Raw genomic sequence first — 23,314 nt, forward strand, 5'->3', positions numbered from 1 at the left:
CGCGATCGCTGGCGCCCAGCAAACCCTTGGCCTCGCACACGGCACGAAACACCTGCCACTTGTTGGCGCTGGCGCCCGGCGCACAGCTGTCGGCCACCAGTTGCCCTGCCACCATGGCAAGCGACAGCGACCGCCGCCCAAAGGGCGTCGTCGAGATATGCTCGATCATAGTTCCTTCGCCTTTCAATCAGGCAAAAGAAATCTGCTCACCGTTTCGGTGCCATGACTCTTGACAGTGATTCGGGGAAATGCGATTCTCTAGTTGCTAAACCAATGAGAAGGGCTTCCACGACGGCAACGTTTGGGGGCCTTTTTCTTTTGCGATCAGTCTCCTGTTTTCACTTTCCCAGACTCCCTGTACGCCTCGTAAAGGCGCTCAAGGTTCTCTGAAATCCAGCCGCCAAATCCGGCGGCGTCCTTGTCTTTAAGAGCAAGGGTATAGGTCTTGCCGGCCGCCTTTGCGGTCACGCTCACCATTTTGTCCGTGGCTACCCAACGCTCAGCTTGAGCGGGTGGCTTGGATGGTTTTTTCGTGAGTTCTCCGAACACTGCCTGGAACCTGGAATCGCTCGGCGCTTCCCTGACCTGAGCTTGAGAGAGATAGGTGAGAAGCGCGGGCAGTGCCGACGGCTTCATGATCTCCGCCAGTTCCGTCCAGCGGCGGCGGCCCACTTCGGGAGCAGGGCCTATTGCCTCGATCAATTCAAGCGGGATCTCGCGCACGACACTGATCAGCTTGGATACCGCTGTTTTCTCGATGCCAAGCGCAGACATGATGACATCGCGCGAAAAAGAACGGTCCTCAAGGCGGGCCGCAAAGAGCGCGCGTTCGATGAAGGACAAATTTGCCCGCGCATTGTTTTCCTGACCTTGGCTTACGATCAATTCGTCGTCCGACAGGTTCCGCACGACAGCCCGAACCTTGAGGCCAAGCTGCGAGACCGCGGCCAACCGGCGATGTCCGTAAGCCACCTGGAAGCGTCCCTTGGCATCGGGATGCGGACGGACAAGGATCGGCACCTGCTGGCCATGGTCCCTGATCTGTTCGACAAGTTGAGCGAGTTCAACAGGATCCATGGTCAAGCGATCGCGAACAATCGATGCGTCGACAAGGGCAGCATCGAGTTCGACGACCGTTTGGCCTTCAGCCATCTGACGCTCGAGATCTTGGACGCGCTCCACCTTCTGTGTGATATTGCCAAGCGTCTTCGCAATGCCACCAATCGGAGCGTTGGCTCGCGGGGCAGAAGCAGCCAGGCCTGCGATCGGCCGTGATGCCGCCAGCGGTTCAGCAGGCCGCAAGAGAGCCGTGCTTTCGGATACTTCGATGAGGTTCTTCCGAGCCATTATTTCCGGCTCCAAGTGCTCTTGAGGAGGGTCTCAATTTCCGAGTTGACCTGGTTGAGCGACTCCATCGCCCGGTCATACGTGCCTCGGGTGAACTGAGCTCTGTCAACTTCGTAAAGGGTCTGCTTGGTCACCCCTGCATCGGAGATCGCCGTCGACTTGAGCATGGGATACTGAAGCATACGGTTGCCGAAGATCGCTCGCATGAAACCTGTCATCTGACTTTGTGGCCCATCATTGGGTTCAAAGCGGGTAACGAGGTAGCGCATCCAGTCGTAACTCGTGCGGCCGCCTGCGTTCTCGACCACGGCCATCAGTTCACTGGTCATAGCCAGGAACTGGCTCATCGACATGACGTCAAGCATTTGCGGGTGTACTGTGATCAGCACCGAAGTTGCCGCGCACAGCGCCGACATTGTCAGAAAACCCAATTGCGGCGGGCAATCAATGACAACGATATCGTAAAGGCTCTCAATAGGTGCAAGAGCCTCACCGATACGGGCAAAAAACATCGACTCTGCTGTGCCGGAAGCAATGGCCGTCGGGGTTTCGTGTTCGAACTCCATCAGTTCAAGATTACCAGGAACAATATGGAGATTGGGTGTGTAGGTAGCCCGGACGATATCGGCGATCGAACGTGGCTCGTCATATCGGATGGCGCCGTAAAGGGTCTCTCCTTCGCCAACATCCAATTCGGGTTGATGCCCAAACAGTGCAGAAAGCGATGCCTGCGGATCGAGGTCGATCGCGAGCACCCGATATCCGCGTATGGCCAGATACTGGGCAAGATGAGCGGAGGTTGTGGTCTTGGCTGATCCGCCCTTGAAGTTCATCACGGCGACGACCTGGAGCTTCTCGCCAGCCCGGCGTATGGGCACGTATTTCTGAGTGCTGTTCTTTTCGTCAAGGCTGGCCCGGATTCGGTCCATGTCCTCAGGGGAATAGACGCGCCGGCCATTGGCCAAGGGCTCAGGCCCATGGCCTTCGGATGCGACCTGTCGAAGATACCCCTCGCCTATCCCGATATAGTAGGCTGCCTCGGCAGGCGTAAACTGCCTGATCGTCTTCTGGGACGTAGGAGGAAATATCTTCTGCTGATGGAGCTGCAACTGCCGTGACAGTTCCCGCGAATCCGCGGACAACATGGACGGAAGGTGCTCCTGCTCTTGGTGTATCCTGCTCTGCAACATCCCTGAACCTTGAACTACGCATTTCGCGAAAGAAAAAGCCAAACTGCGCAGTTACAATATGGCCCGATTCGTGAAGATTTGACAAACGCTTAACCATAACGCCCCCGAGGCGTCATGCCGCTTCGACCTGCCCCCTTCACGATCAATCCAGGCTAGGCCTTACAGTCGCCTGCGGACGCCTGCCCTCCAGAACACTCGACTACCCGACGCCTTCACCGCAAAGGCTTTTCCATCTCCTGTAGCGGCATTCCACTTCCTTCTTGCTGACGGGCAAGGCACTCACAGGCCTTCGCTCATCGCTTGGTCGCCAAAAGTTGCCCGCGGGCAACTCGAATTGCCAAAAGTTGCCCGCGGGCAACTCGCATCCAAGACAAAACACTAAGCTGTCTTTGGTCGACAGACCCGGCCTGTATGCACTTAAACCGTCAGAGAAGTTGCCCGCGGGCAACTCGACGTCCCGATGAACATCGCGGTCACGTCCTACAAACACCATCCTCAAATTTGACGAGGCGACTTCCGCACTGAAGCACCTATGTTGCGCAAGTTTTCAACCTGGCTGGCGACAATGTCCGACCCCACCTTCGCAACTGTTGACGATAAGGTGCCAAGAACCGGAACAGGCCACGCGATCGGCCATCACGGAGAATTGCTGCAGGGCGTATTCCAAGGACATGGCAAGCGACTTATTCGCGGACTGATTACCTTGCCCCTTCCCGCTCTCAGTACCAATGCCCGATTTGTTCCATCGAGCGGTGGAACGGTACGCGTCCAGCCGTCGGGGAAGACGAAAGCGCGCAGAGCTGCAAAACTTGCCTTGCAACGGCTCGGCCACAGTCAACTCGGCGGAGACCTGCTCATCGAAAGCTCCATCCCCGTTGGCTTTGGATATGGTTCGTCCACCGCCGATGTTGTTGCCTCCATACGCGCAGTCGTATCCGCGTGCTCGGCCTTCTTGCGTCCGGCAACCATCGGCAGGCTGGCTGTAGCGGCTGAACTCGCTAGCGACTCCACGGTGTTCGGCGACGAGGCCGTTTTGTTTGCGCAGAGAGAGGGGACCGTAATTGAACCGTTGGGCGGATCCTTCCCGCCACTCTACCTACTCAGCCTGGGACACAGCTCGGCATCAGTCGTCGACACACTCAAGCTCCCGAGGGCCCGATACACCAGCGCGCAGATCTTGCAGTTCAGCGTTATCCGTGGACTGGCGCGCCACGCCATCGAACATCAGGACGCCGCCTTGCTCGGCCGTGTCGCCACCGCCAGCGCCACAATCAGCCAACAATATCTACCCCAAGCCGGCTTTGAAACCGCGCTGCAATTGAGCAGGCTGCACGAAGCCTGTGGAGTGCAGGTATCGCATAGCGGTTCGCTTATAGGGATTCTGTTTGACGCTTCCAAACCAGAGGCGCGACGTCATTTGACGAGTGCGGCCCGCGCCGCTCAAGCCGAAGGGTTCGGTGCCGTGTCAGCTTATTCCGTTTTTAGCGACGGGGTGCAGCCATGAATTCCTTCCTCGAGGCCTATGAGACGCCGAGACTCTTCCATCTAGCACCCAATTTGATTGCCGCCAGCTTTGCGCTGATGAAGCTGATGCCGGCACGTCTCATGCTAGATCGTGCAGAGCAAGAAGGAGCACTGGACAAGGGCGCGCGCATCATAGAGTCGTCATCTGGATCATTAGGTCTAGCACTGGCCATGTTGGCCGCGGAGCGGAACTATCCATTGACCTTGGTCACCGCGTCGAGCCTGATCGATCTGCTCTTCGCTGCGCGGATCCGCCAACTCGGCGCCGAATTGATTGTGAATGAAGATCCGTCGGCGTCGGGTGACCAGTGGGGTCGCCTTTCAATCATCGAAAAGCTCATCGCCCAAAGGCCAGGCACGTATTGGCCAAGACAATACGACAATCCCGACAATCCAGCTTCCTATGCGCGGTTAGCAGAATTGCTGGTCCGCGCAAACGGACAGATCGATTGCCTCGTCGGCACTGTAGGTTCGGGAGGCTCGTTGTGCGGCACCGCTGGCTTTCTAAGATCGGTTTTCCCCGATCTCCATGTCATCGCAGTTGACACCAATCGCAGCGCACTTTTCGGGCATCGCCCTGGCGCTCGTCTTCTTCGCGGTCTCGGCAACAGCCTGGTACCAGCAAACCTTCGTCATAACGAGATCGATGAAGTCCACTGGATCGGTGCGTTTCAGGCCTTCATGGCTACCCGACACCTCAACACCATGTTCGGAGCTTATCTAGGTCCGACAAGCGGTGCCGCCGCGCTGGTAGCTCAATGGTATGCGAGCCGAAATCCCACGGCATCAACCGCAGTCATATTACCCGATGAGGGAGGTCGATATCAGCAGACCGTCTACAATGACGAATGGCTGAGCAGTCTCGCCGGCTGGCCGGTTTGCGAACTGCGCAGCCCCCAGAGGCTGGACCGGCCGCAGGAACACGGCGAGGGCAGTTGGACGATGCTGGATTGGCAACGGCGAATGCTAGTGAACAAAATGGCAGAAGCTACGAAAGACGACCTGTCCCGAAATATCGCCAAGCCTCCTCGGTCGACCCAAACGGGGAGGGGAGACTGACGTTTGAACTTCGATCCAGATCTTTGAGACCACTTGCGGTCAAGACGGCTACGACCCGATCAGAACGCTTGATGATCTCCCGCCTTCGAGCCCAGGCTATGGCAGCCACAGGCAACACAGAGGCAAGCTCCGCAAAGACCCCCTCTTTCTCGGCGATGCTTTCCTGAAGCTCTATCATTCCGTCGTTGCCGATGGGAACTGCCAGCCCTTTGGATTCACGAAGTGCGCAAAGCGCCTGATATGTGCTTTGAGCAGCGCCGACCGAGACTGCCAATGTTTGAAAGCCAGGACTCAGTGCGTGAATTCTGTCGCCGCCATGCGAAAGCGCATGCGCGAGCGAGCCGTGGACTTCTGCAGCAATGAGCCGGGGAAGCCGATCTGTTACTCCCTCCCGCTGGAGCTCCTTGAAGCCAAGCCAGAGCCCTGACAAGGCGTCACCGTAACAGACCGGCAGTGCACACCAATCAGGGACCTCGCCATTGGACTGCTCGACTATTTCATAAGCGAGTGTCTTGTATCCCTCGATACCTACCGGATGACTACCAACCACCGGCGCCAGAAATGGCGAACATGCCCACCAATTATGTCGCGCAATCCCCTCCTGTAAGAACCGCCAGCGGTCAGGTTTGGAAGAGAAGGGGACAATTTGCGCCCCGTATTTTGCAATCTGTTGCACCATGGGTGTGGCTGCACCTGCAAAAGTCGCCACCACGCATTTAAGCCCGGCTCGTGCCGCGTAGGCTGCCAACGAAGCGCCGGCGTTTCCCGACGAGGCCGTGGCGACGATTTTCGAGCCGCGCAAGCGCGCCATCGATACCGCTAGCGTCGAAAAACGATCCTTGTGCGACCATGTCGGGTTGCGCCCCTCATCCTTCAACCAAAGGCGCGGTATGTCGACCGTCAGGCCGAGTTTTTCTGCCGAGAGCAGAGGTGTCAGTCCCTCTCCAAGAGACACCGCCTGATCATACGAACAGGGGAGGCGTCTTTGAAATCGCCAAAGAGAGCTGGCAGGTGCGTAACCACGGTCCAATGCACCAGATTGCGGAACCACTACCTGAAGGTTTGAAGGAGCTTCGTGATGGCATCGCGGACAACCTCGCGAGTCGATGACCAACGAATGCGGAAACCTGCTCGAGCAACGCAGGCACTGATACGAGTAGTCCGAATCCATCACGCTCCCCCCAAGAACGGGACTTAGTAAGAACATCTGGCGTCTGAGAATTTATCGAGCCAAGGTGTGGCCGAGCTTGGCCGCGATGCGATCTGCAGCATCTTTGACGAGGTCACCAATTTCGGAAAACCTTGCCCTCGAAATGGCGTCGCGTGGCATGGCGACGGAAATGGCCGCAACAGGTTGGCCGCTGTCATCCAAGATGGGCGAGCCATACGACAGGACCCCCATGATGCTCTCATTGAGGGATGTGGTGTAACCTACCGATTGCGCCAGTCTGATCTGGGACGCAAGCTTCTCCAATCCGGTGATCGACCGGGGCGTTCGCTGCTCGTAGGGTCCTTCGCCAATCAGCTCTCGCATCTCTGCAATGCTCATTCCGACAAGCAGTGCCTTGCCGATAGCCGTCGTATGCAGAAGGCACGGGTCGCCGGGATTGGCTCGGATGACGATTGGGCCAGTGCCTTGGACGCACAGCAGCAAAATGGCGGCAGCTCCGCGCCGGACACCGGCAAAACAATTGAACCCATGTGCCCGGGCAAGGTTCTCAAGCTCAATCTGACTGGACCTGATCAGCCGGTTCTGATCTTGCGCTCCATATGCCAAGCCGAGCACGGCCGCACCCAACCGGTACCTTCTTTCGGTGTCCTGCTCGGCATAGTCGTGTTCGGAGAGGGTGTTAAGGAGGCGCTGTACTGCAGCCGGGCTCAGGTCGAGGCGTCTGGACATCTCGCGCACTCCCTGGGCTCCGTTCTCCTTGAGGAGCCGGAGGACAGCAAGGCCCCGTTCGAGGGAGAGAGAGCCACTCATTGTTGTTCCTATAATTAGAGTGGTGTTTCGATAAATGACACTTGCTTTTGATACCAATCAACCGCCAAGTCAATCGGAATGTTCACTATAGTGGGTCGCACTATAATGAACATGCGGTCGACAAGGCCGCATGGATATACGTGTAGCAATCGGGCTCAACGTACAGCGGATCAGGCGAGAATTGGGTCTCTCGCAAGAGGAGCTATCGTTCCGTTCGGGCTTCACGCGAGGTTATATCAGCAGCCTCGAGGCAGGCAGGCGCAACATCACGATACTGTCCCTGGTTAAACTTGCAGATTCGCTCGGCACATCTGTCGACCAGCTAATCCGCACCCCAAATGGCCGGCGCGCCGAAGGCGTTTGAATACGGCATTTGCAGCCGGCAGTTCATCCGGCGCGCCTGATCAACACTTCCACTTCGACCTGCAATGCTAGCGCAATGACTTCGAGCGTATCCACAGTCGGGGAATTGCCCTCACGCTCGAGCTTGCTGATATAATTGCGATCGAGGCCGCATAGATCCGCCAATTGCCCTTGCGTCAGACCCGAAGCTGAACGCCTCATCCTAAGGTTTCGTGCAAAAACCGACCTTAACTTCATGGATTCGAGAACAGCATATTTTCTACATATACATATACATACTATAGTAATAAATGAATAAGACCCAACTTGAAAAAGGGCGCTCTCCATACATCTCTGTCTCACCTACTCCAAACACGGTTACAGATGCAGAGAGAGCTTCTACAAATATTCGAGACAACGGCGCGAATGAGCGAGGCTGGGTCGGTCAATGAAATCGTCAAGCGCCTTAGACAGGGGCTAACGCGGTTCGGTTACAGCGCGTGCCTGATCACAAACCTGCCCAGGCCTGAACATGAGCGGTGGCAACAACACATCCTGATCAACGAGTGGCCCCGACAATGGTATGAGCGCTATGTGAATGCCGGGCACTATCGAAATGACCCTTGCGCTCTCATAAGCCGGTCCACGGAAGTGCCCTTCCTTTGGGAGGAGGTTGCAAAACGCCATCTCTGCAAGGCCTCGCGGCGGGTAATGGAAGAAGCCGGCGATTTTGGGTTGCGGCAGGGGCTGTGCGTTCCGATCGGGTTGGGGACCGGAAACCCGGCAGTGGTCACCATGGCTGGCGAGGAGATCGGACTTTCCCCAATAGCCCGCTGCACGGCACATGCTCTGGCAAGGCATGCCCACTCCGCGGCCAGGCGATTGATTGCCCGCACCAGTCCGCGATTTGCTCCGCTGTCACCGCGCGAGAGAGAAGTCCTCAGATGGGCTTCCCTGGGTAAGACAGCCTGGGAAATCTCCAACATCCTTTCGATTTCCGAAAGCACGGTAAATACCCATTACCGTAACTCCCGATGCAAGCTCGACACCACGAATGTGGTTCACACCGTCGCAGAAGCGCTGCGACGAGGCGAAATCGAGCTGTAATCCGCCTTGGAACGTGCCCCAATGCCGCATCTGCCATTCGCCGTCCATGTCATAGACCGTTTCAATCGCAACGCTTACACTCGGGAGGTGGAGCAGCATTTCCGGATTCGTCACGACATCTATGTCGTGCACCGCCAATGGCTGGACCTTGCCAGGCCTGACGGACGCGAGGTCGACCCCTTCGACACCGACGATGCCATTTACCTGCTTGGTTTAGAGCAGGGGAGGGGAGTGGTTGCCGGAAGCAGGCTGATACCGACTGAAAAGTCCAACCTGTTCAAGAATCTGTTTCCGCATCTGGCGGCCAATGGCGTACCCGTGGGGCACGAAATTCTTGAATGGACGAGGTTCTTCGTGGTTCCAGACCTCAGGGGAGTCCAGAAATCCTCTCTCGCCGCCGGCATCATGCTTTGTGCGATCCAGGAATTCTGCCTGACCCGCCTAAAAACGGCACTGATCGTGGTTTGTGAGGATTTCTGGTTCGACCGGCTGTCTGCACTAGGCTGGCAGCCGCGTCGCCTGGGCGCACCTGGTCGAGATGGAGCGGCCGTCATTGTTGGGCTGCAGATCAGGATCGATCCTGAGGCGCTGGAATGCACCCGAGAATATTACGGAATTGCTGGCAGTTGCCTGTGGTCCGGCAGGCCATCCGAACGGATTTAAAGCCACAGGCGACCAGCCGCAGTTCCTTGGATAAAGGGCTGGGGCGATAATTTGTGCTGGCGTCAGAGAGATTGCCAGTAAGATAGCTTGCGGTCTATCAGAGCCCATTGCGAGACATACTCGAGGCCGTCCGAGATGAAGCCAATGGTGCTGATCGTTTCACAGGAAACGGAATTCTATCTGCTCTTCAGCCACATCCTGCAGGCTGAGGGCTTTGACACCGAGTTGATCCACAAACCCGTCGACACCCATGCAACTGCCGAGACAAAGCGGCCTATGGCGATCGTTCTCGACTGCCAGCTTAATTCAGAGTTAGCGCCGATGATCAGCGGCCTCAAGAACGACACGCCAACCTCGCAGATTTCAGTCATAGGCCTGCTTGCGGCGGACGCTCAGGCACAGCACATCGACTTGCTAAAGGCAGGAGCCGACGAGATATTTCAGCGGCCATTCCCACCGGCGCAGCTTGTCGCTCTACTCCATAACAAGCGACCCGCAAAATCTAAAAAGCCAGCTTCCTCGAAAGGTCTACTGGCATATCGCGATGTCGAGCTCAACCTCGATACACATCGCGTTTACGCCGCAGGCAGGGAGGTGAAACTGCCTCCCATAGAATACAAGCTGCTGCTGCATTTTATGCTGTCGCCTGGAAAGGTGTTTGGGCGCGAAGATCTAATCGTAGCGGCCTGGCCGCGTAAGGCAATTGCCGACGAACGCAGTGTGGATGTGCATATCGGCAGGCTACGCAAGGCGCTGAAGCGCGCAATCGGCTATGACATGATCCGCACCGTGAGAACTGCGGGGTATGCCCTGGCTGAACCGGACATTAGCTAAGGTTACGAACCTTGGCCGCGATCCCCGACGCTTAAGCTCGTCAATACCAGGATTCACCGATGGCGCCCCATTCACGCGAGAATAGGTTCCAACCTTGCTGACTGGTTCTCATGGCGGTCGAACTGGGGGTGGTATGAATCTGGTACTGAAAGTCTTACAGGCCGACGATCTCGGCGCCGTCGCGCATTTGCGGCTGGACGCCGCGCAGGAGCGGTTTGCGGGCGGCAAGCTAGGGGAGATCTTTGGCAAGCTCCAGGCGGCGCGCTCACCTGCAGAAACTCCCATTGCAGTTGTTGCGGACGGCGCTGTCGTGGGGTTTTTCATTCTGCGGCAGCCACCTGCTTCCCCTGCCTGGGCACCCGCCTCGGCCGTGTCGTTGCACAATCTTCGCATTGGCGTGAGCTTTCAGGGGAGGGGCTATGCGAGGCAGGCGATGGAGGCGACGGTTGACTGGATCCGGGACCATCGTCCTTTGGCCGATCGGCTCATGCTGGCCGTCAACGAGCTGAACCTGCCCGCGTTGCAGCTTTACGCCAGTTGCAACTTCTTCGGCACCGGAACGACTCTGGAGGGTCCGATCGGCCGTCAGCTTGTACTGGTGCGTCCGATCGTCTCTGGTGCTGACACTTAGTGCCAACGGCACTTTCCGCAGCCCTCACAACTGTTCCAGCGGAACCATAAGTTTGAAAAGGCAATCACCGGGCTCCGCAAGCGAAGGAGCGCGACGACAGGCCACGAGACCTGAGCTTGCAAACCTGACCAATTGAGGCTCCCGATACGGCCACTCGACAGGATGGATCAGTCCGGCTTCGTCATCGGCCCGCACTTCGTCGCCGAGTTCGGCGAAGGGTTCGAAAATACCGCGCGAATGAGAGTAGACGAAGGAATCCCGCCCGGCGACCATCATGATACGCGTGGGCTGCGCCGGTTCGACAAGCAATTCGGGGGTGACCCCGAAATGCTTGAGCAGGCGTTTCAGGCCATTTTCCGCAAGCGCAGCACCGGCTGACGACAAGGTGGCGCCGCCACCGAGTTCGGTTGTCAGTGCCAAGATGTTTCGTTCCTCGGCCGCGGAAGCGAGTGTTGTCATCCCCCCACCGCCTGCACCATTGCTTACAAAGCTGATCGGGGCTCCAAACACTTCCATCATCTGGAACAATGCCTGCCGCTGTCCCTCATCCCGCCCAGGCCTTACCAGGGAACTCTGAACGTAGTGTAGGGATCTGCCGCCCGAATGGAGGTCGACCACGAAATTTGCCATCGGGATCAGGACCTCGCTGACGTAATGGGCGATCATCTGGCTCGGCGTCCCAAGAGCGTTGCCAGGGAACATTCTGTTGAGGTTGCCCTCATCCAGGGGCGACACGCGCCGTCCCGAGATCACGGCCGGATAATTCAGCGCCGGCACTATGATCACCCGTCCACGAATGTCGGCGCAGTCGAGACTCCGGGCCAGATTGAGGAGAGCAACTTGGCCTTCATATTCATCGCCATGTGTGCCTGAGATGAGCAAGGCAGTCGGACCGGGGCCATTCTTCAGGCAGAAAACCGGAATAGGTATCCAGCCATAGGCAGACAGATCGGTAGAATGCGGCAACCGGAAACAGTCTGATTGACTGCCATCGGCGTCAAAATCGACAGGTGTCCAGATGCGAGATTGCAAAGTCATTTTCTGACCCCTTCAGAACTGTCAGTGAAGCAAGTTGCTCAGAAATGCTCGTGTGCGAGCGTGGGTGGGAGCCGCAAAGAATGAAGCTGGATCCGACTGTTCGACGATGCTTCCTTGGTCCATGAAAACGATCCGGTCAGCCACCTCCCGCGCGAAGTGCATTTCATGCGTGACGCAAACCATCGTCATGCCATCTCGAGCAAGGCTCGTCATGACGTCGAGCACCTCCTTGACCATCTCCGGATCAAGGGCCGAGGTCGGTTCATCGAACAGCATGATCCTAGGGTTCAGGCACAGGGCCCTTGCAATGGCGACCCGCTGCTGCTGGCCGCCTGACAGTTCGGCTGGATATTTGTTCGCCTGCTCCGGGATCTTAACTTTTTCGAGGAAATGCATCGCAATCTCGGATGCAGCGCCCCGTGACTTTTTTTGAACCCGGCGAAGGGACAGGGTGCAGTTGGCAAGCACTGTGAGATGCGGAAACAGGTTGAAACTCTGAAACACCATTCCCGTCTGCCGGCGGGCAGCCGAGGATTTGGCTGCGTCCATTTCCAGTGGGGTATCCGCCAGGCGAATGGTGCCGCTCTCATACTTTTCGAGCCCGTTGACGCAACGGATGAGTGATGACTTTCCTGACCCGGACGGTCCGCAGATCACAATGCGAGAACCGGTGCCAACAACCAGGTCTACATTCTTCAGCACATGAAACGTGCCATACCATTTGTTGAGCGCAGCGATGTCGATCGCCGGCGCAAGCGAGTGCTCCTGCATTTCTTCCTCCGACTGGATTGGTCCGGGGCCGACTTTAGCGTCGGTCCGCTTTCAGCAATTTGCGCTCGAGTTGCTTGACGCCACCGGTGACAGCGAGTGCAAGCAACAGGAACATGACCCCTGCAACTGTAAGCGGCTCGGCATACCGGTATGTATCGGACGCGATATCAAAGGCGCTTCCCAGCATCTCGGGCACGGCAATGGCAGCCAGGTATGGCGTGGCCTTCAGGATCGAGACGAAATAGTTGCCCATGGGCGCCGCAATGTTCCGCAGCATCTGTGGTGCGATGACAAAAACGACGGCATCGACGCGACCCAGGCCTAGCGCGCGCGCAGCCTCCTGCTGTCCTTTAGCCACGGCATCGATGCCAGCTCTGAAAACTTCCGCGAGATAGCCGCTGTAATAGACGCTGAGCCCGAGGATACCGACTGCAGTAGTGGGCAGCCGGACGCCATAGAAAGGCAGCACGAAATACATGAAGTAGAGCCATCCTAGCACCGGAGTTGCTCGAATGAAGTCGATGACGAAGCGCATGACATAGTCCGCTGTCCATCCGCTCCTGCGGATCATCTCGAAAGCGAAGCCTAGCCCGGCAGCTCCGGCGCACGACAACGCAGTGATGATCAAAGTCGTGCCTACAACGCTTAGGATCGTAGGAATGGTTGCTATGGCGAAGCCTATTTCAAATCCCATGAAGCTGGCTCCTCCGTTCGCCGATCCGGCTGGAAAGATATCGCCCCATCAGGGCGATGGGATATCAGACCACGAAATAGGCAAGCAGCAACGAGGTATAGATTGCTACGGGGTCGTACTCGATCTGGGCCAGTTCCTTGGCCCTGAAGGTCATGTCGGTGAGCGTGACCAACGAGACGATCGCCGTGCCCTTCACCAGCTGAATGAGTTGGTTGATGAAGGTTGGTGCCATTGCCGTGAGTGCTTGAGGCAGCTCGATCATGAACAGGACCTGCGCTCTTGTGAGCCCCAGCGCGGACCCGGCCTCGCTCTGCCCCTTGTCGAGCGCCTGAAGACCCGCGCGGACCGATTGGCTGGCGTAGCCGCCTATGTTCAACCCGATCACCATTGCCCCCACCGTCATTGCCGAGAGTTCAATGCCAAATACGGGGAGGGCATAATAGAAGACGAACAGCAGGATGATGACTGACGAACTGCGCCAGAATTCGATTACCGCCGTGACTGCGAACCTGGCCAGACCGGTCGTCAAGTGCTGGGCTATTCCGAACAGCAACGCGAAAGGAACCGCAAACAGCAAGCCATAGAGTGTTACCAGCGCTGTGACGTGAAGGCCCTGCAATATACCGAGCCATATCTGGAAAATCGACATCATCGTTCTCTCAGCGGGAACAGAGACTGGCTGCAGTGATCCCAGCAGGCACGGTTTCGGGGGTCCCGAAACCGTAATTTTCCATCAGTTTGGTCAATGTGCCGTCCGCACGCAGCCTTGCGAGGCGCTCATCGAGCATGTCGCGTAGATCCGCATCCTCCAGGCGAAACGCAATCGCCGCGAAATTCGCCTTGTCATCGCTCGTCTCGAATGGAACTGCCCTTTCCAGACCAATAGCTCCTCGACCGGCGAGCAGGCCGATCACTGTCGGGGAGGAAAAGACTGCTACATCGATCCGTCCCGCTCTCAATGCGGAAACATTTGCCTCAATATCGGGGAACAAAAGCATCTGAGCGTCAGACACGCCGGCGCTGGTGGCATTCTTGACGACAGAGCTGCCCCGGCCTGCACCCATGATGGTATCGGCGTTGGTGGCAATGTCCGCATAGCCATGGATACGCTTGGGATTGCCTGAAAGCACAATCGCGGCGTCAGGGACCTTCAAGTCCGGTGTCGCGAACGCAACCTGCTTGCAGCGCTCGGGAGTGATTGCCAGTCCTGAGGCTATGGCATCGAAACGGCCGGCCAGCAGACCTGGAATGAGCGCGCCAAACTCTGTGACACGTATGTCGAGTTCGATGCCGTCACCGGCAAATGCTGCTTTCAGCAGATCTGGGTGCCAACCCGACGGCTGTTTGCTCTGCTCGTCGCGGTATCCCCATGGCTTACGATTATGGATGCCGATGACCAGTTTACGCTCTTCGAGCATGCGTTCGCGGGCACCTGCGGCCTCGGCACTCACCAAGGATGCCTGCACCGCACCCAACGCGATGGCAATCGCAAGAATTGTCGATTGAATGGACCCAGCCTTCAAGTCAGTTCCTCCCTGAGCTTCTGTCGCGGCCGCGGCTGTTCCCGGCCTTTCGGCGCGGTTGCCCGCGAAACCCGACCACACTCAGTCGGTAGACCAGGTATACCTAGCTGTCAACAAATATGTATTCTATATGAATTTTATATGTGATTCGTATGTTGCAAATTTGATAGGAACGTTGGCGGTGAATGTCATTCTTCATGAAGCGGTGCGGCAAGAACTGGAGCAGCGCGTGGAAAGCGGCAACTACAAATCCGGAACAATGCTGCCGTCGACTGCAGCGCTCGCCAGGGAATTCGGCGTCAGCGCCATCACGATCAAGAGGGTGCTTCGCGACCTTCAGACGTCTGGTGTTCTCAGATCGGTCGCCGGGCTCGGGACCTTTGTCAGGGAACGAAGGCGCTTTGTTAGGAACCTCGATTTCTCGCTCAATAGCCTCGATGACGCAAACCGACTTGGGATCCCCGCGCGCGTCGAGCCAATCTCGATAAGTCGAGAGTACATTCTTGATCCACAGCTCGCCGAGTTCGCAGCTGCCCCCAAAGACAAGCCCATGATCTGCATACGCAAGGCCATCATCGCGCAGGCCGAGAAAATCATGCACGACACCACCTACGTCTCCATCGACCTGGACGACGAGACAATCGATGAGTTCTCGCGAAGGCTGGTCATGGAGGTGCTTGCAGAACGCGGGCTGGAATTCACCTCAAGCCGGATCATGATTGATGCGGCGCCGGGCCCGCCTGAGGTTTGTCAGGTTTTTTCGCTACCGCGCGGCTACCCCGTCCTGCGCAGGCTCTACAAGTTGACTACCGCAAGCGAGGACCAATTCGTCGCCGGCATGGCCCAGTCACCATTCGATCGGCTCGCCTGCACGACCGAGATAGATCTGGCTCATCGTGCCGATGCTTGCCTGCGCCAGCGCTGAACACCCATCAACCGCAAATGAGGAACAACATGCTGCCAGCCCCACCTCCCCCGGACGTCCCTCTCCATGAACTTGAGCGCCGGCTCGCCTTGATCCGGCAAGAGATGGCAAGCGATCGGATCGACATCCTCGTCCTGACCGGACAGAAAAATATCGAGTATTTCACGGACTACCGAACCTTGTCGTGGGCATATCATGCAAGGCCGTTGTTCGCCCTGCTCGATGAAAGCGGCGTTCGCATTATTGCAAGCAACATTGAAACCAGGAACCTCGAATCCAAGCCGCGTCACTTTCCCTGGTTCTACTACGACGGCTATCTGCCTGAGGCTGCGAATGCCGTCGCCGAGCAGATCAGACGCCGCAGAATCGGGAAATTTCTGCGGATCGGAATCGACTACGGACAGGACATGTTCGGTCGCGGCTCGATCGAACTCGTGAATGGATTGCAGACCCTTGCGGGCGAGAGTGGCCTGCTGAGTGGAGCCGCCGCTCTTTGGCGCACACGGTGCATCAAGTCCCGTTTCGAGGCTAATCTCAAGCGGATGTCGTTTGCGATCGTAAATGCGGCATTCGACCAGGCAGTTTCCGAAGCCCGGTTGGGAATAGCCGAGTTCGAGTTTTGCCGGCTGGTGCAAGTCCACATTATCAGGAACGGAGCTGACAAAGCGGATCCGATAGCAATGACTTTCGGCAAGGGCGATTTCATTTACAGCCGCCATCCAGGTGCCCGCCAATTGCGACAAGGCGACTACCTTTGGACGGATTTTCGCTCAACATATGGCGGCTATCCGGCAGATCGCAATCGCATAGCCAGGGGAGGGGAGCCAGGACCCGCAGAGATCAGATTATATGACACCACGCGTTCTCTAACCCTTGCACTTGTCGACAGCATTCATGCCGGGATGAGGTGCAGTGAGCTTTTCGCCAACTACCGCAATCTTTGGCACGACGCGGGCCTGCCTCCGAGCTACGGTTTGGTCAGCCGCATTGGGCATGGGGGAGGTCTTGACGTAACCGAACCTCCTTCCATAGCAGCAGACAGCGATGCAGCCATCCGTGCCGGAATGATCCTCCATATCGAGCCCAAGTTAGAATTTGATGGCGCGGTCTATCAGTTCGAGGAGATCGTCTATGTCTGCGAGGACGGGATCGAGTTTCTAAGCACTCCGTCCCCGGCCGCCATACCTGTTATCGCCTAGAGGAACCCGAAGGGCTGGCTCGTGATGCTCCCCTATGCCGATTTTTCAATTCCTCCTTGCCCGCGGGCCCGCTGTTAAACTATGCCCGCAAAGAGCATTGCCGGTTCTGATCCTGGAAATTTAGGGCAACTACATCTGCCGGACAAACAGGCGATGCCGATACGCTGACCTTCAATGTCAGCGTATCGGCGGCCTGAATGAACAGTTCATCCTTTCGATGAAGCCAGAACTGCAGCATTGTCCTACCCTGGCTGTCCGGCGGGCAGGGTGGTTAAAAGTCCTCGTCTCGTCGCTCGTCAGGTCTCGACCCGCCTGCATAGTGCAGCGCAGCCATGCGGACACCTCCACAAATCTGTCGATTGAGTGGCAGTGCCTTATGCCTGCATCAATGATCGAAGTAGCGCTCCAAACCAAACGGGGAGGCTTGCGCGGGCAGCTCGATCACGCGGTATCCAACTTTCCATGTCACGACATCAATCCCATTTGCGCCTGGTCCGAAAACTGGAAGAGGGCCTTGGCAACGACCTGTGCGCCGCACTAGCAGATCCCGACGTCGTCGAGATCATGGTCAACCCCGATGGCCGTACCTTCATCGAACGATTTAGCAGTGGGACTGTCGCTGCCGGAACGATGACCAGCTTGTCCACCGAGTTGATCATAGGAGTTGTAGCCCACGTCCTACAGACCGAGGCCAACAGGTCACATCCCGTCGTCTCAGGCGAATTGCCCATCGGCGGGCATCGCTTTGAAGGGGTGTTGCCTCCAGTCGTTAGTGGGCCGGCATTTTCCATCAGACGCCGCGCTTCCCGTATCATTGCGCTGCAAGAATATGTGGATACACAGGCGATGACGACCGATCAGGCCGCGACAATAAGAAAGGCGGTCGCTTCACGACAAAATGTCTTGATTGCAGGCGGCACGGGATCCGGAAAGACGACCCTGGCCAATGCGCTGATCGCCGAAATGGCAGCGATGGCACCCTCCGATCGTATCGTCGTGCTTGAGGACACGGCCGAGATCAATTGTCCCGCGATCAACACTTTGTCGCTGCGAACTGCCTACGATGTCGACATGAACAGTCTTCTGAAGAGCACTATGCGGCTTCGTCCCGATCGGATTGTGGTCGGCGAGCTTCGCGACGGAGCAGCGTTGACCTTGCTCAAGGCCTGGAACACCGGCCATCCCGGCGGTGTTACGACTTTGCACGCTAACAGTGCGGTTTCAGCACTGAGGCGCCTCGAGCAGCTTACGGCCGAGATCAGTCAGCAGCCCATGCGTGAAGTCATAGGCGACGCCGTCGACATAGTCATCTCCATGCAGCGGACCCAACGAGGCCGCAAGGTCACCGACATAATCGCCGTTAGTGGATACGACGGTTCAAATTATCAATTGAGGGGGATATGAGTGAATTACAATCTGCGTGTGTGCCAGACGCTTTCAGGGGTTGCAGTATTCTTTGCCAGCAACTCCGCCCTTGCATCCAGCGGTGGGGCCTTGCCCTGGGAGCGGCCCCTACAACAGATCCAACAATCGATCACTGGACCGGTCGCAGGCTTCATCGCACTGGCGGCTGTTGCGGTCGCTGGAGGGATGCTCATCTTCGGTGGGGAGCTGAACGACTTTGCCCGCCGGCTGTTCTACGTCGTGCTCGTTGCAGGCGTGCTGCTGGGTGCAACGCAGATCGTTGGCCTATTTGGGGCTACAGGCGCTTCGATCGTGGATTGCAGTACCCTGGGCTGTATTGTTGACCAGGCGCCCAGCCATGTCTGACAGCTCTACGCCCTTGCAGATCAATCGCATACACCGCGCCCTTTCGCGCCCTAGCCTTCTTCTCGGTGGCGACCGCGAACTGATTTTGTTGTCAGGACTGGCGGCGATCATCCTGATCTTTGTCGTCCTGACCTGGTACGCCGCAGGGGTAGGCTTCATCGTCTGGATCACTGCTGTCGCAGTCCTGCGAGCCATGGCCAAGTCGGATCCATCCATGAGGCAGGTCTATCTCAGACATATCCGTTACCGCTCGACATATCGGGCAACAGCAGGGCCATGGCGAGGTTGAACGATGGTCTCCTTGAAGAGTTTTCGCCATCGGCATACCACATTCGCTGATCTTCTGCCTTACGCAGCGCTTGTCGATGATGGCGTCATCTTGCTGAAGGACGGGTCGCTGACGGCAGGATGGTATTTTGCAGGCCCCGACCTCGAGAGTTCCACCCACCTTGAACGGAACGAGCTCACCCGGCAGATGAACGATTCCCTTGTCCGCATGGGATCAGGCTGGATGCTGCAGGCCGAATCCATGAGGATAGGGGTCTCAGGCTATCCGCTTGAGCAGGACTGCCACTTCCCGGACCCGGTTACACGCGCGATCGACAGCGAACGCCGCGAACTATTCGAAAGCGGAGGGGGACATTTTGAGTCCAAGCATGCGCTCATCCTGACATGGCGCCCGACAGATCGAAGAAAATCAGCACTAACGCGCTATTTCTATGCAGGGCCGAACGAGCGCCGACCCGGCTACGCTGACGAGGCCCTTGCCCGCTTCTTAGACGCGATAAGCGAGATCGAACAAAATCTCCGCAACGCAGTCTCTATCGAGCGGATGTGTCGCCGACAGGCAACTGACGCATCTGGCAAGGTCGCTCTGTACGACGACCTGTTCCAGTTCGTCCGATTCTGCATCACTGGTGAGAATCATCCGGTTCGGCTGCCCGACGTTCCCATGTATCTCGACTGGCTGGCCACGGCAGAATTCAGGCATGGATTGACGCCTACGGTCGAGAACCGTTTCGTCAGCATTGTCGCAATCGACGGACTGCCGTCCGAAAGCTGGCCGGGCATGCTCAACTCGCTCGACCAGCTGTCGCTGCCATACAGATGGTCGTCGCGTTTCATATTCCTTGACGAGCAGGAGGTCCGCCCCCTGCTTGAGCGCACTCGCAAGAAGTGGCAGCAGAAGGTGCGTCCGTTCGTCGACCAGCTTTTCCAGACGTCGAGCCGTGCTGTCGATCAGGATGCACTTGCGATGGTGGCCGAGAGCGAGGACGCCATCGCTCAGGCAACCTCGCGACTCGTGTCCTATGGATTCTATACGCCTGTTGTCGTGATGTTCGGCAAAGAAGAGGGCCTACTGCGCAAACAGGCCGAGACCGTTCGGCAATTGGTGCAGGCCGAAGGCTTTGGCGCCAGGATCGAGACCCTCAACGCTACAGATGCCTATTTGGGTAGCCTGCCAGGCAACTGGTACGCCAATGTCCGCGAGCCTCTGATCAACACCCGCAATCTCGCGGATCTGCTGCCCTTGAATGCAACCTGGTCAGGCAATGCAAAGGCACCATGCCCGCTCTACCCGCCGGGCTCTCCTCCACTAATGCAGGTCGCATCCGGTTCCACCCCGTTCCGCGTCAATCTGCATGTCGACGATGTCGGCCATACCTTGATTTTCGGCCCGACCGGATCTGGCAAGTCAACACTTCTTGCATTCATTGCCGCGCAGTTTCGCCGCTACTCGTCCGCCCAGATATTCGTGTTCGACAAAGGGGGTTCGATGCTGCCTTTGACCTTGGCAGCAGGCGGTCGCCATTACACAATTGGCAGCGTCAATTCGGCAGAGAAAGGGCATGACGAAAAGGCCAAGGAAAGGCTTAACTTCTGCCCGCTTCTTGATCTTGCTAATGAATCCGATCGTGCATTCGCATGCGAATGGCTGGAAACGCTTGTGGTGCTCCAGGGGACCGAGGTTACGCCCGAAGACCGGAGTGCCATAAACCGCCAGATCGGGCTTATGGCAGGATCGATGTGCCGGTCGCTGTCAGACTTCGTGTCGGGCGTTCAATCGCAAAAGATCAAGGGCGCGCTGCAATTCTATACGGTTGAAGGTCCTGCCGGACACCTGCTGGATGCAGAGATCGACACTCTGTCGCTCGATACTTTCCAGACGTTCGAGATAGAGGAGCTCATGAACATGGGTGAACGCTACCTTGTCCCGGTGCTCACCTACCTGTTCAGACGTATCGAAAAGCGCCTCACGGGTGCACCCAGCCTCATAGTTCTTGACGAAGCCTGGCTCATGCTTGGCCAACCCATCTTTCGCGAGAAGATACGAGAATGGCTGAAGGTATTGCGCAAGGCGAATTGCGCCGTCGTCCTGGCAACCCAATCGATTTCGGATGCAGAACGCTCGGGCATCATCGATGTTCTGATGGAAAGCTGCCCGACCAAGATCTGCCTTCCCAACCCCGCAGCACGCGAGGGCGGCGTGCGGCCGTTCTATGAGCGATTGGGCTTCAATAGCCGCCAGATCGAGATCGTGGCCTCGGCGCAGCCGAAGCGCGATTACTACATTGTCTCGTCCGATGGCCGACGGCTGTTCGAGATGGCTCTTGGGCCGGTGGCGCGTGCCTTCCTTGCAGCGACTTCGAAGCAGGACATCAAGCGCATCACATCGTTACGCGCAGATCACGGGAGCGCATGGGTACGCTTGTGGCTGACCGAAAGGGGGGTAACCGATGCAGCAGCGCTTCTGGACGACTGTTAGCGACAACAATGCACGGCTGGTTCTGGCCATCTGCCTTGCGATCAGCTTTCCAGCGTCTGCCCGGGCTGGAGCTGTAACCGGGCAGGCAACGGAGTGGACCCAGTTGCTCAACAATGGCCAGCTCATCAGTCTCGCCGGAAAATCTGCGCAGCAGGTGAACAATCAGATTACGCAGATCGCCCAATCGGCTGAGCAAATTCAGAACCAGCTCAACATCTATCGGAACATGCTCCAAAACACTGCCCGCCTGCCCGAGCATGTCTGGGGCCAGGCGCAACAAGACCTCAGCAGGCTTCGACGGGTCGTCGCCCAAGGACAATCAATTGCCTTTTCGATGGGCAATCTCGATGACCTCCTCAACCAACGTTTTCAGAGCTTCAGCCAATTCAAGACCGAACTGCCGGACGGGGCATCCTTCTCCAAAACCTATGAGGCCTGGTCAGCGACCAATCGCGACACCATCGCCGGCACATTGGGGGCCGCCGAACTCACCTCGAACGACTTCGCGTCCGAGGAGGGGACCCTGTCCTCGTTGCGGACGATGTCGGAGACCGCCGACGGTCAGATGAAGGCCCTGCAGGTTGGACATCAGATAGCCGCCCAGCAGGTGTCGCAGGTCCAGAAGCTGCGCGGACTGGTCGCCCAGCAGACAACGTTGATGGGCGTCTGGATGCGCGCCGAGCAGGCCAAAAAGGATCTTTCGCAGGCGCGGAGGGAGCATTTTTTCGATTTCGCGGAGCCAAGCGTCCGGGGCGGGCAGGAGATGAGGCCGCGATGGTGAACAGGCAGCTCTTCTTCTTGGCCCCGACCCTGATGCTCATGGCGACGGTCCCTGCCATTGGGCAGGAGGGATCGGTGCTGACTGAGCTCGAGAACTCGATCACGACTGCCGCCAAGGGCTGGGAGCAGACAATCATGTCCGCAGCCCGCTCGCTTTTCTGGATCTTGGCAGCCATCGAAATCGCTGTTGCCGCCATCTGGCTTGCAATCAACGCAGCCTCGCTGGAAGCCTGGTTCGCTGAACTCGTCAGACGAACGATGTTCGTAGGCTTCTTTGCCTTCGTTCTGGATCGTGGGCCGAGCTTCGTAAGGACTGTGGTCGACAGCCTGTTTCAGATTGGCTCTGCAAGCGGATCCGCATCCCCTGCCGACATCTTCAATGCGGGCATCAAGGTCGCTACTGCGATGTCCAAACAGGCAAGGTTCGGACTTTTCGAGGATAACGCCCTGGCAATTGCCGCAGTGTTCGCAATGGTGGTGGTGGTCATCTGCTTTTCGCTTGTGGCCGCGGTGTTCGTCGCCGTGATGGTCGAAATGCATGTCGGCTTGCTTGCCGGCATGATCATGCTCGGCTTAGGAGGATCGTCGTTCACAAAGGATTTCGCAGTTCGCTACCTGATATATGCGTTCTCGGTCGGCATGAAGCTGATGGCCCTTGTGATGATCGCTCGAATTGGCTCCGAAGTCCTGCTCGACCTCGCTGGCCGTTCGGGTTCTGAGAATGACCAATTCGTGGCGTCTCTGGCGATCGCGGGCATCTCCGTAATCGTGTTCATCATCGCCATGTACGTGCCGGCAATCATACAGGGTGTCGTCCAGGGCGTGTCGACATCGAATGGTCTGGAGGCAATCCGCCACGGCAGTCAGGCTGCGACTGTTGCCGCCGGCGGTGCCTTCCTCGGCACTGCGGCTGCCGCCAACGGTGCTGCCAGTGCAAGGCTTGCACGATCGTCAGGATCGTCAATGGCCGCTGCTGCGTTGCGCGGGGCGGCGGCTGCCGTCGGAAATACAACCAAGGCTACCGCGTCGGCTGCCAAGGACAAGATGATAGCAGCCCCTGGATCTCAGGCAAGCTCACTGCTGGGGCTCGCCAATTCCAAACTAGGCCCATCCCGCCCTAACGGACGTCAGTCGTAGCAAACAGCCTGAATGATCAGCATCGGAAACTG

26 protein-coding genes are annotated in these 23,314 nt (G+C 57.6%); 15 read left to right on the forward strand and 11 right to left on the reverse strand.

The window, feature by feature from the left end; genetic code table 11:
- Positions 1-324: 324 nt before the first annotated feature.
- Together repB and repA are read right to left on the reverse strand one after the other, a co-directional pair.
- A complete protein-coding gene (repB, locus tag GGR00_RS24065; protein WP_055972578.1) occupies positions 325-1,347 on the reverse strand; it encodes a plasmid partitioning protein RepB in 1,023 nt (340 codons plus the stop codon).
- Positions 1,347-2,537: a plasmid partitioning protein RepA gene (gene repA, locus GGR00_RS24070; protein ID WP_055972575.1), complete on the reverse strand. Its 1,191-nt coding sequence runs from the start codon at positions 2,535-2,537 to the stop codon at positions 1,347-1,349. The genes repB and repA overlap by 1 nt, the downstream gene beginning before the upstream one ends.
- Positions 2,538-3,069: 532 nt before the next feature.
- Here repA and GGR00_RS24075 point away from each other — a divergent pair.
- Positions 3,070-4,041 (forward strand): GHMP family kinase ATP-binding protein, encoded by a 972-nt coding sequence (locus tag GGR00_RS24075; RefSeq protein WP_184701695.1) that lies wholly within the window; start codon positions 3,070-3,072, stop codon positions 4,039-4,041.
- A complete protein-coding gene (locus tag GGR00_RS24080) occupies positions 4,038-5,120 on the forward strand; it encodes a PLP-dependent cysteine synthase family protein (RefSeq protein ID WP_184701696.1) in 1,083 nt (360 codons plus the stop codon). Before GGR00_RS24075 ends, GGR00_RS24080 begins: the two co-directional genes overlap by 4 nt.
- Here the strand turns inward: GGR00_RS24080 and GGR00_RS24085 are convergent.
- Both GGR00_RS24085 and GGR00_RS24090 read right to left on the reverse strand, forming a co-directional pair.
- The gene (locus GGR00_RS24085) at positions 5,050-6,291 is read right to left on the reverse strand and encodes a threonine synthase (protein WP_082496466.1); all 1,242 of its coding nucleotides are present in this window, start codon (positions 6,289-6,291) and stop codon (positions 5,050-5,052) included. The two genes, GGR00_RS24080 and GGR00_RS24085, sit on opposite strands and share 71 nt — an antisense overlap.
- Before the next feature lie 51 nt (positions 6,292-6,342).
- The gene (locus GGR00_RS24090; RefSeq protein ID WP_055972569.1) at positions 6,343-7,101 is read right to left on the reverse strand and encodes an IclR family transcriptional regulator; all 759 of its coding nucleotides are present in this window, start codon (positions 7,099-7,101) and stop codon (positions 6,343-6,345) included.
- Between the two features lie 130 nt (positions 7,102-7,231).
- Between GGR00_RS24090 and GGR00_RS24095 the strand changes: the two genes are divergently transcribed.
- Positions 7,232-7,465, forward strand: a complete 234-nt coding sequence (locus tag GGR00_RS24095; protein ID WP_082496451.1) for a helix-turn-helix domain-containing protein — start codon at positions 7,232-7,234, stop codon at positions 7,463-7,465.
- 23 nt (positions 7,466-7,488) lie between these two features.
- On the opposite strand, the gene GGR00_RS24100 is transcribed toward GGR00_RS24095, so the two are convergent.
- A complete protein-coding gene (locus GGR00_RS24100; protein WP_343065634.1) occupies positions 7,489-7,791 on the reverse strand; it encodes a helix-turn-helix domain-containing protein in 303 nt (100 codons plus the stop codon).
- A gap of 78 nt (positions 7,792-7,869) precedes the next feature.
- Here GGR00_RS24100 and GGR00_RS24105 point away from each other — a divergent pair, with 78 nt between their 5' ends.
- The 4 genes from GGR00_RS24105 to GGR00_RS24120 all read left to right on the forward strand — a co-directional run bounded on the left by GGR00_RS24105 (position 7,870) and on the right by GGR00_RS24120 (position 10,678).
- Complete coding sequence (locus GGR00_RS24105) at positions 7,870-8,550, forward strand: helix-turn-helix transcriptional regulator (RefSeq protein ID WP_162244908.1); 681 nt, start codon at positions 7,870-7,872, stop codon at positions 8,548-8,550.
- Positions 8,551-8,571: 21 nt separating this feature from the next.
- Complete coding sequence (locus GGR00_RS24110) at positions 8,572-9,213, forward strand: acyl-homoserine-lactone synthase (protein ID WP_184701697.1); 642 nt, start codon at positions 8,572-8,574, stop codon at positions 9,211-9,213.
- 144 nt (positions 9,214-9,357) lie between these two features.
- On the forward strand, positions 9,358-10,047 hold the full coding sequence (locus GGR00_RS24115; RefSeq protein ID WP_162244907.1) for a winged helix-turn-helix transcriptional regulator: 690 nt from the start codon (positions 9,358-9,360) through the stop codon (positions 10,045-10,047).
- A gap of 133 nt (positions 10,048-10,180) precedes the next feature.
- Complete coding sequence (locus GGR00_RS24120; RefSeq protein ID WP_184701698.1) at positions 10,181-10,678, forward strand: GNAT family N-acetyltransferase; 498 nt, start codon at positions 10,181-10,183, stop codon at positions 10,676-10,678.
- A gap of 24 nt (positions 10,679-10,702) precedes the next feature.
- Here GGR00_RS24120 and GGR00_RS24125 read toward each other — a convergent pair whose 3' ends face one another.
- The 5 genes from GGR00_RS24125 to ehuB all read right to left on the reverse strand — a co-directional run bounded on the left by GGR00_RS24125 (position 10,703) and on the right by ehuB (position 14,704).
- Positions 10,703-11,716 (reverse strand): succinylglutamate desuccinylase/aspartoacylase family protein, encoded by a 1,014-nt coding sequence (locus GGR00_RS24125; protein ID WP_184701699.1) that lies wholly within the window; start codon positions 11,714-11,716, stop codon positions 10,703-10,705.
- A 21-nt stretch (positions 11,717-11,737) separates the two neighbouring features.
- Complete coding sequence (locus tag GGR00_RS24130) at positions 11,738-12,487, reverse strand: amino acid ABC transporter ATP-binding protein (RefSeq protein WP_055972550.1); 750 nt, start codon at positions 12,485-12,487, stop codon at positions 11,738-11,740.
- Positions 12,488-12,521: 34 nt separating this feature from the next.
- A complete protein-coding gene (locus GGR00_RS24135) occupies positions 12,522-13,181 on the reverse strand; it encodes an amino acid ABC transporter permease (RefSeq protein WP_055972547.1) in 660 nt (219 codons plus the stop codon).
- A 64-nt stretch (positions 13,182-13,245) separates the two neighbouring features.
- Complete coding sequence (locus GGR00_RS24140) at positions 13,246-13,833, reverse strand: amino acid ABC transporter permease (protein WP_343065636.1); 588 nt, start codon at positions 13,831-13,833, stop codon at positions 13,246-13,248.
- Positions 13,834-13,840: 7 nt separating this feature from the next.
- Positions 13,841-14,704, reverse strand: coding sequence for an ectoine/hydroxyectoine ABC transporter substrate-binding protein EhuB (gene ehuB / locus GGR00_RS24145; RefSeq protein WP_184701701.1), 864 nt, complete (start codon positions 14,702-14,704; stop codon positions 13,841-13,843).
- Between the two features lie 181 nt (positions 14,705-14,885).
- Between ehuB and GGR00_RS24150 the strand changes: the two genes are divergently transcribed.
- Together GGR00_RS24150 and GGR00_RS24155 are read left to right on the forward strand one after the other, a co-directional pair.
- Positions 14,886-15,629, forward strand: coding sequence for a GntR family transcriptional regulator (locus GGR00_RS24150; protein WP_184701703.1), 744 nt, complete (start codon positions 14,886-14,888; stop codon positions 15,627-15,629).
- Positions 15,630-15,658: 29 nt separating this feature from the next.
- Positions 15,659-16,828, forward strand: a complete 1,170-nt coding sequence (locus GGR00_RS24155) for a M24 family metallopeptidase (protein ID WP_210315122.1) — start codon at positions 15,659-15,661, stop codon at positions 16,826-16,828.
- 79 nt (positions 16,829-16,907) lie between these two features.
- Here the strand turns inward: GGR00_RS24155 and GGR00_RS24160 are convergent, their stop codons facing one another.
- Positions 16,908-17,066 carry a hypothetical protein gene (locus GGR00_RS24160; RefSeq protein ID WP_184701707.1) on the reverse strand — a complete coding sequence of 53 codons (159 nt, stop codon included), beginning with the start codon at positions 17,064-17,066 and terminating at the stop codon, positions 16,908-16,910.
- A 224-nt stretch (positions 17,067-17,290) separates the two neighbouring features.
- Here GGR00_RS24160 and trbB point away from each other — a divergent pair, with 224 nt between their 5' ends.
- From trbB to trbL, 6 genes are read left to right on the forward strand one after another with little or no spacing between them, the layout of a single operon-like run.
- Positions 17,291-18,232 (forward strand): P-type conjugative transfer ATPase TrbB, encoded by a 942-nt coding sequence (gene trbB / locus GGR00_RS24165; protein WP_055972538.1) that lies wholly within the window; start codon positions 17,291-17,293, stop codon positions 18,230-18,232.
- A gap of 12 nt (positions 18,233-18,244) precedes the next feature.
- On the forward strand, positions 18,245-18,598 hold the full coding sequence (locus tag GGR00_RS24170) for a TrbC/VirB2 family protein (RefSeq protein ID WP_184701809.1): 354 nt from the start codon (positions 18,245-18,247) through the stop codon (positions 18,596-18,598).
- On the forward strand, positions 18,591-18,887 hold the full coding sequence (locus GGR00_RS24175; RefSeq protein WP_082496448.1) for a conjugal transfer protein TrbD: 297 nt from the start codon (positions 18,591-18,593) through the stop codon (positions 18,885-18,887). The genes GGR00_RS24170 and GGR00_RS24175 overlap by 8 nt, the downstream gene beginning before the upstream one ends.
- Positions 18,888-18,890: 3 nt before the next feature.
- On the forward strand, positions 18,891-21,365 hold the full coding sequence (locus GGR00_RS24180) for a conjugal transfer protein TrbE (protein ID WP_184701709.1): 2,475 nt from the start codon (positions 18,891-18,893) through the stop codon (positions 21,363-21,365).
- The gene (trbJ, locus tag GGR00_RS24185) at positions 21,337-22,146 is read left to right on the forward strand and encodes a P-type conjugative transfer protein TrbJ (protein WP_082496447.1); all 810 of its coding nucleotides are present in this window, start codon (positions 21,337-21,339) and stop codon (positions 22,144-22,146) included. The genes GGR00_RS24180 and trbJ overlap by 29 nt, the downstream gene beginning before the upstream one ends.
- Positions 22,140-23,282, forward strand: a complete 1,143-nt coding sequence (gene trbL / locus GGR00_RS24190) for a P-type conjugative transfer protein TrbL (protein WP_184701711.1) — start codon at positions 22,140-22,142, stop codon at positions 23,280-23,282. The genes trbJ and trbL overlap by 7 nt, the downstream gene beginning before the upstream one ends.
- Positions 23,283-23,314 lie beyond the last annotated feature (32 nt).

It is taken from the genome of Aminobacter aganoensis (genome assembly GCF_014206975.1).
In the GTDB taxonomy this organism is placed as follows: domain Bacteria; phylum Pseudomonadota; class Alphaproteobacteria; order Rhizobiales; family Rhizobiaceae; genus Aminobacter; species Aminobacter aganoensis.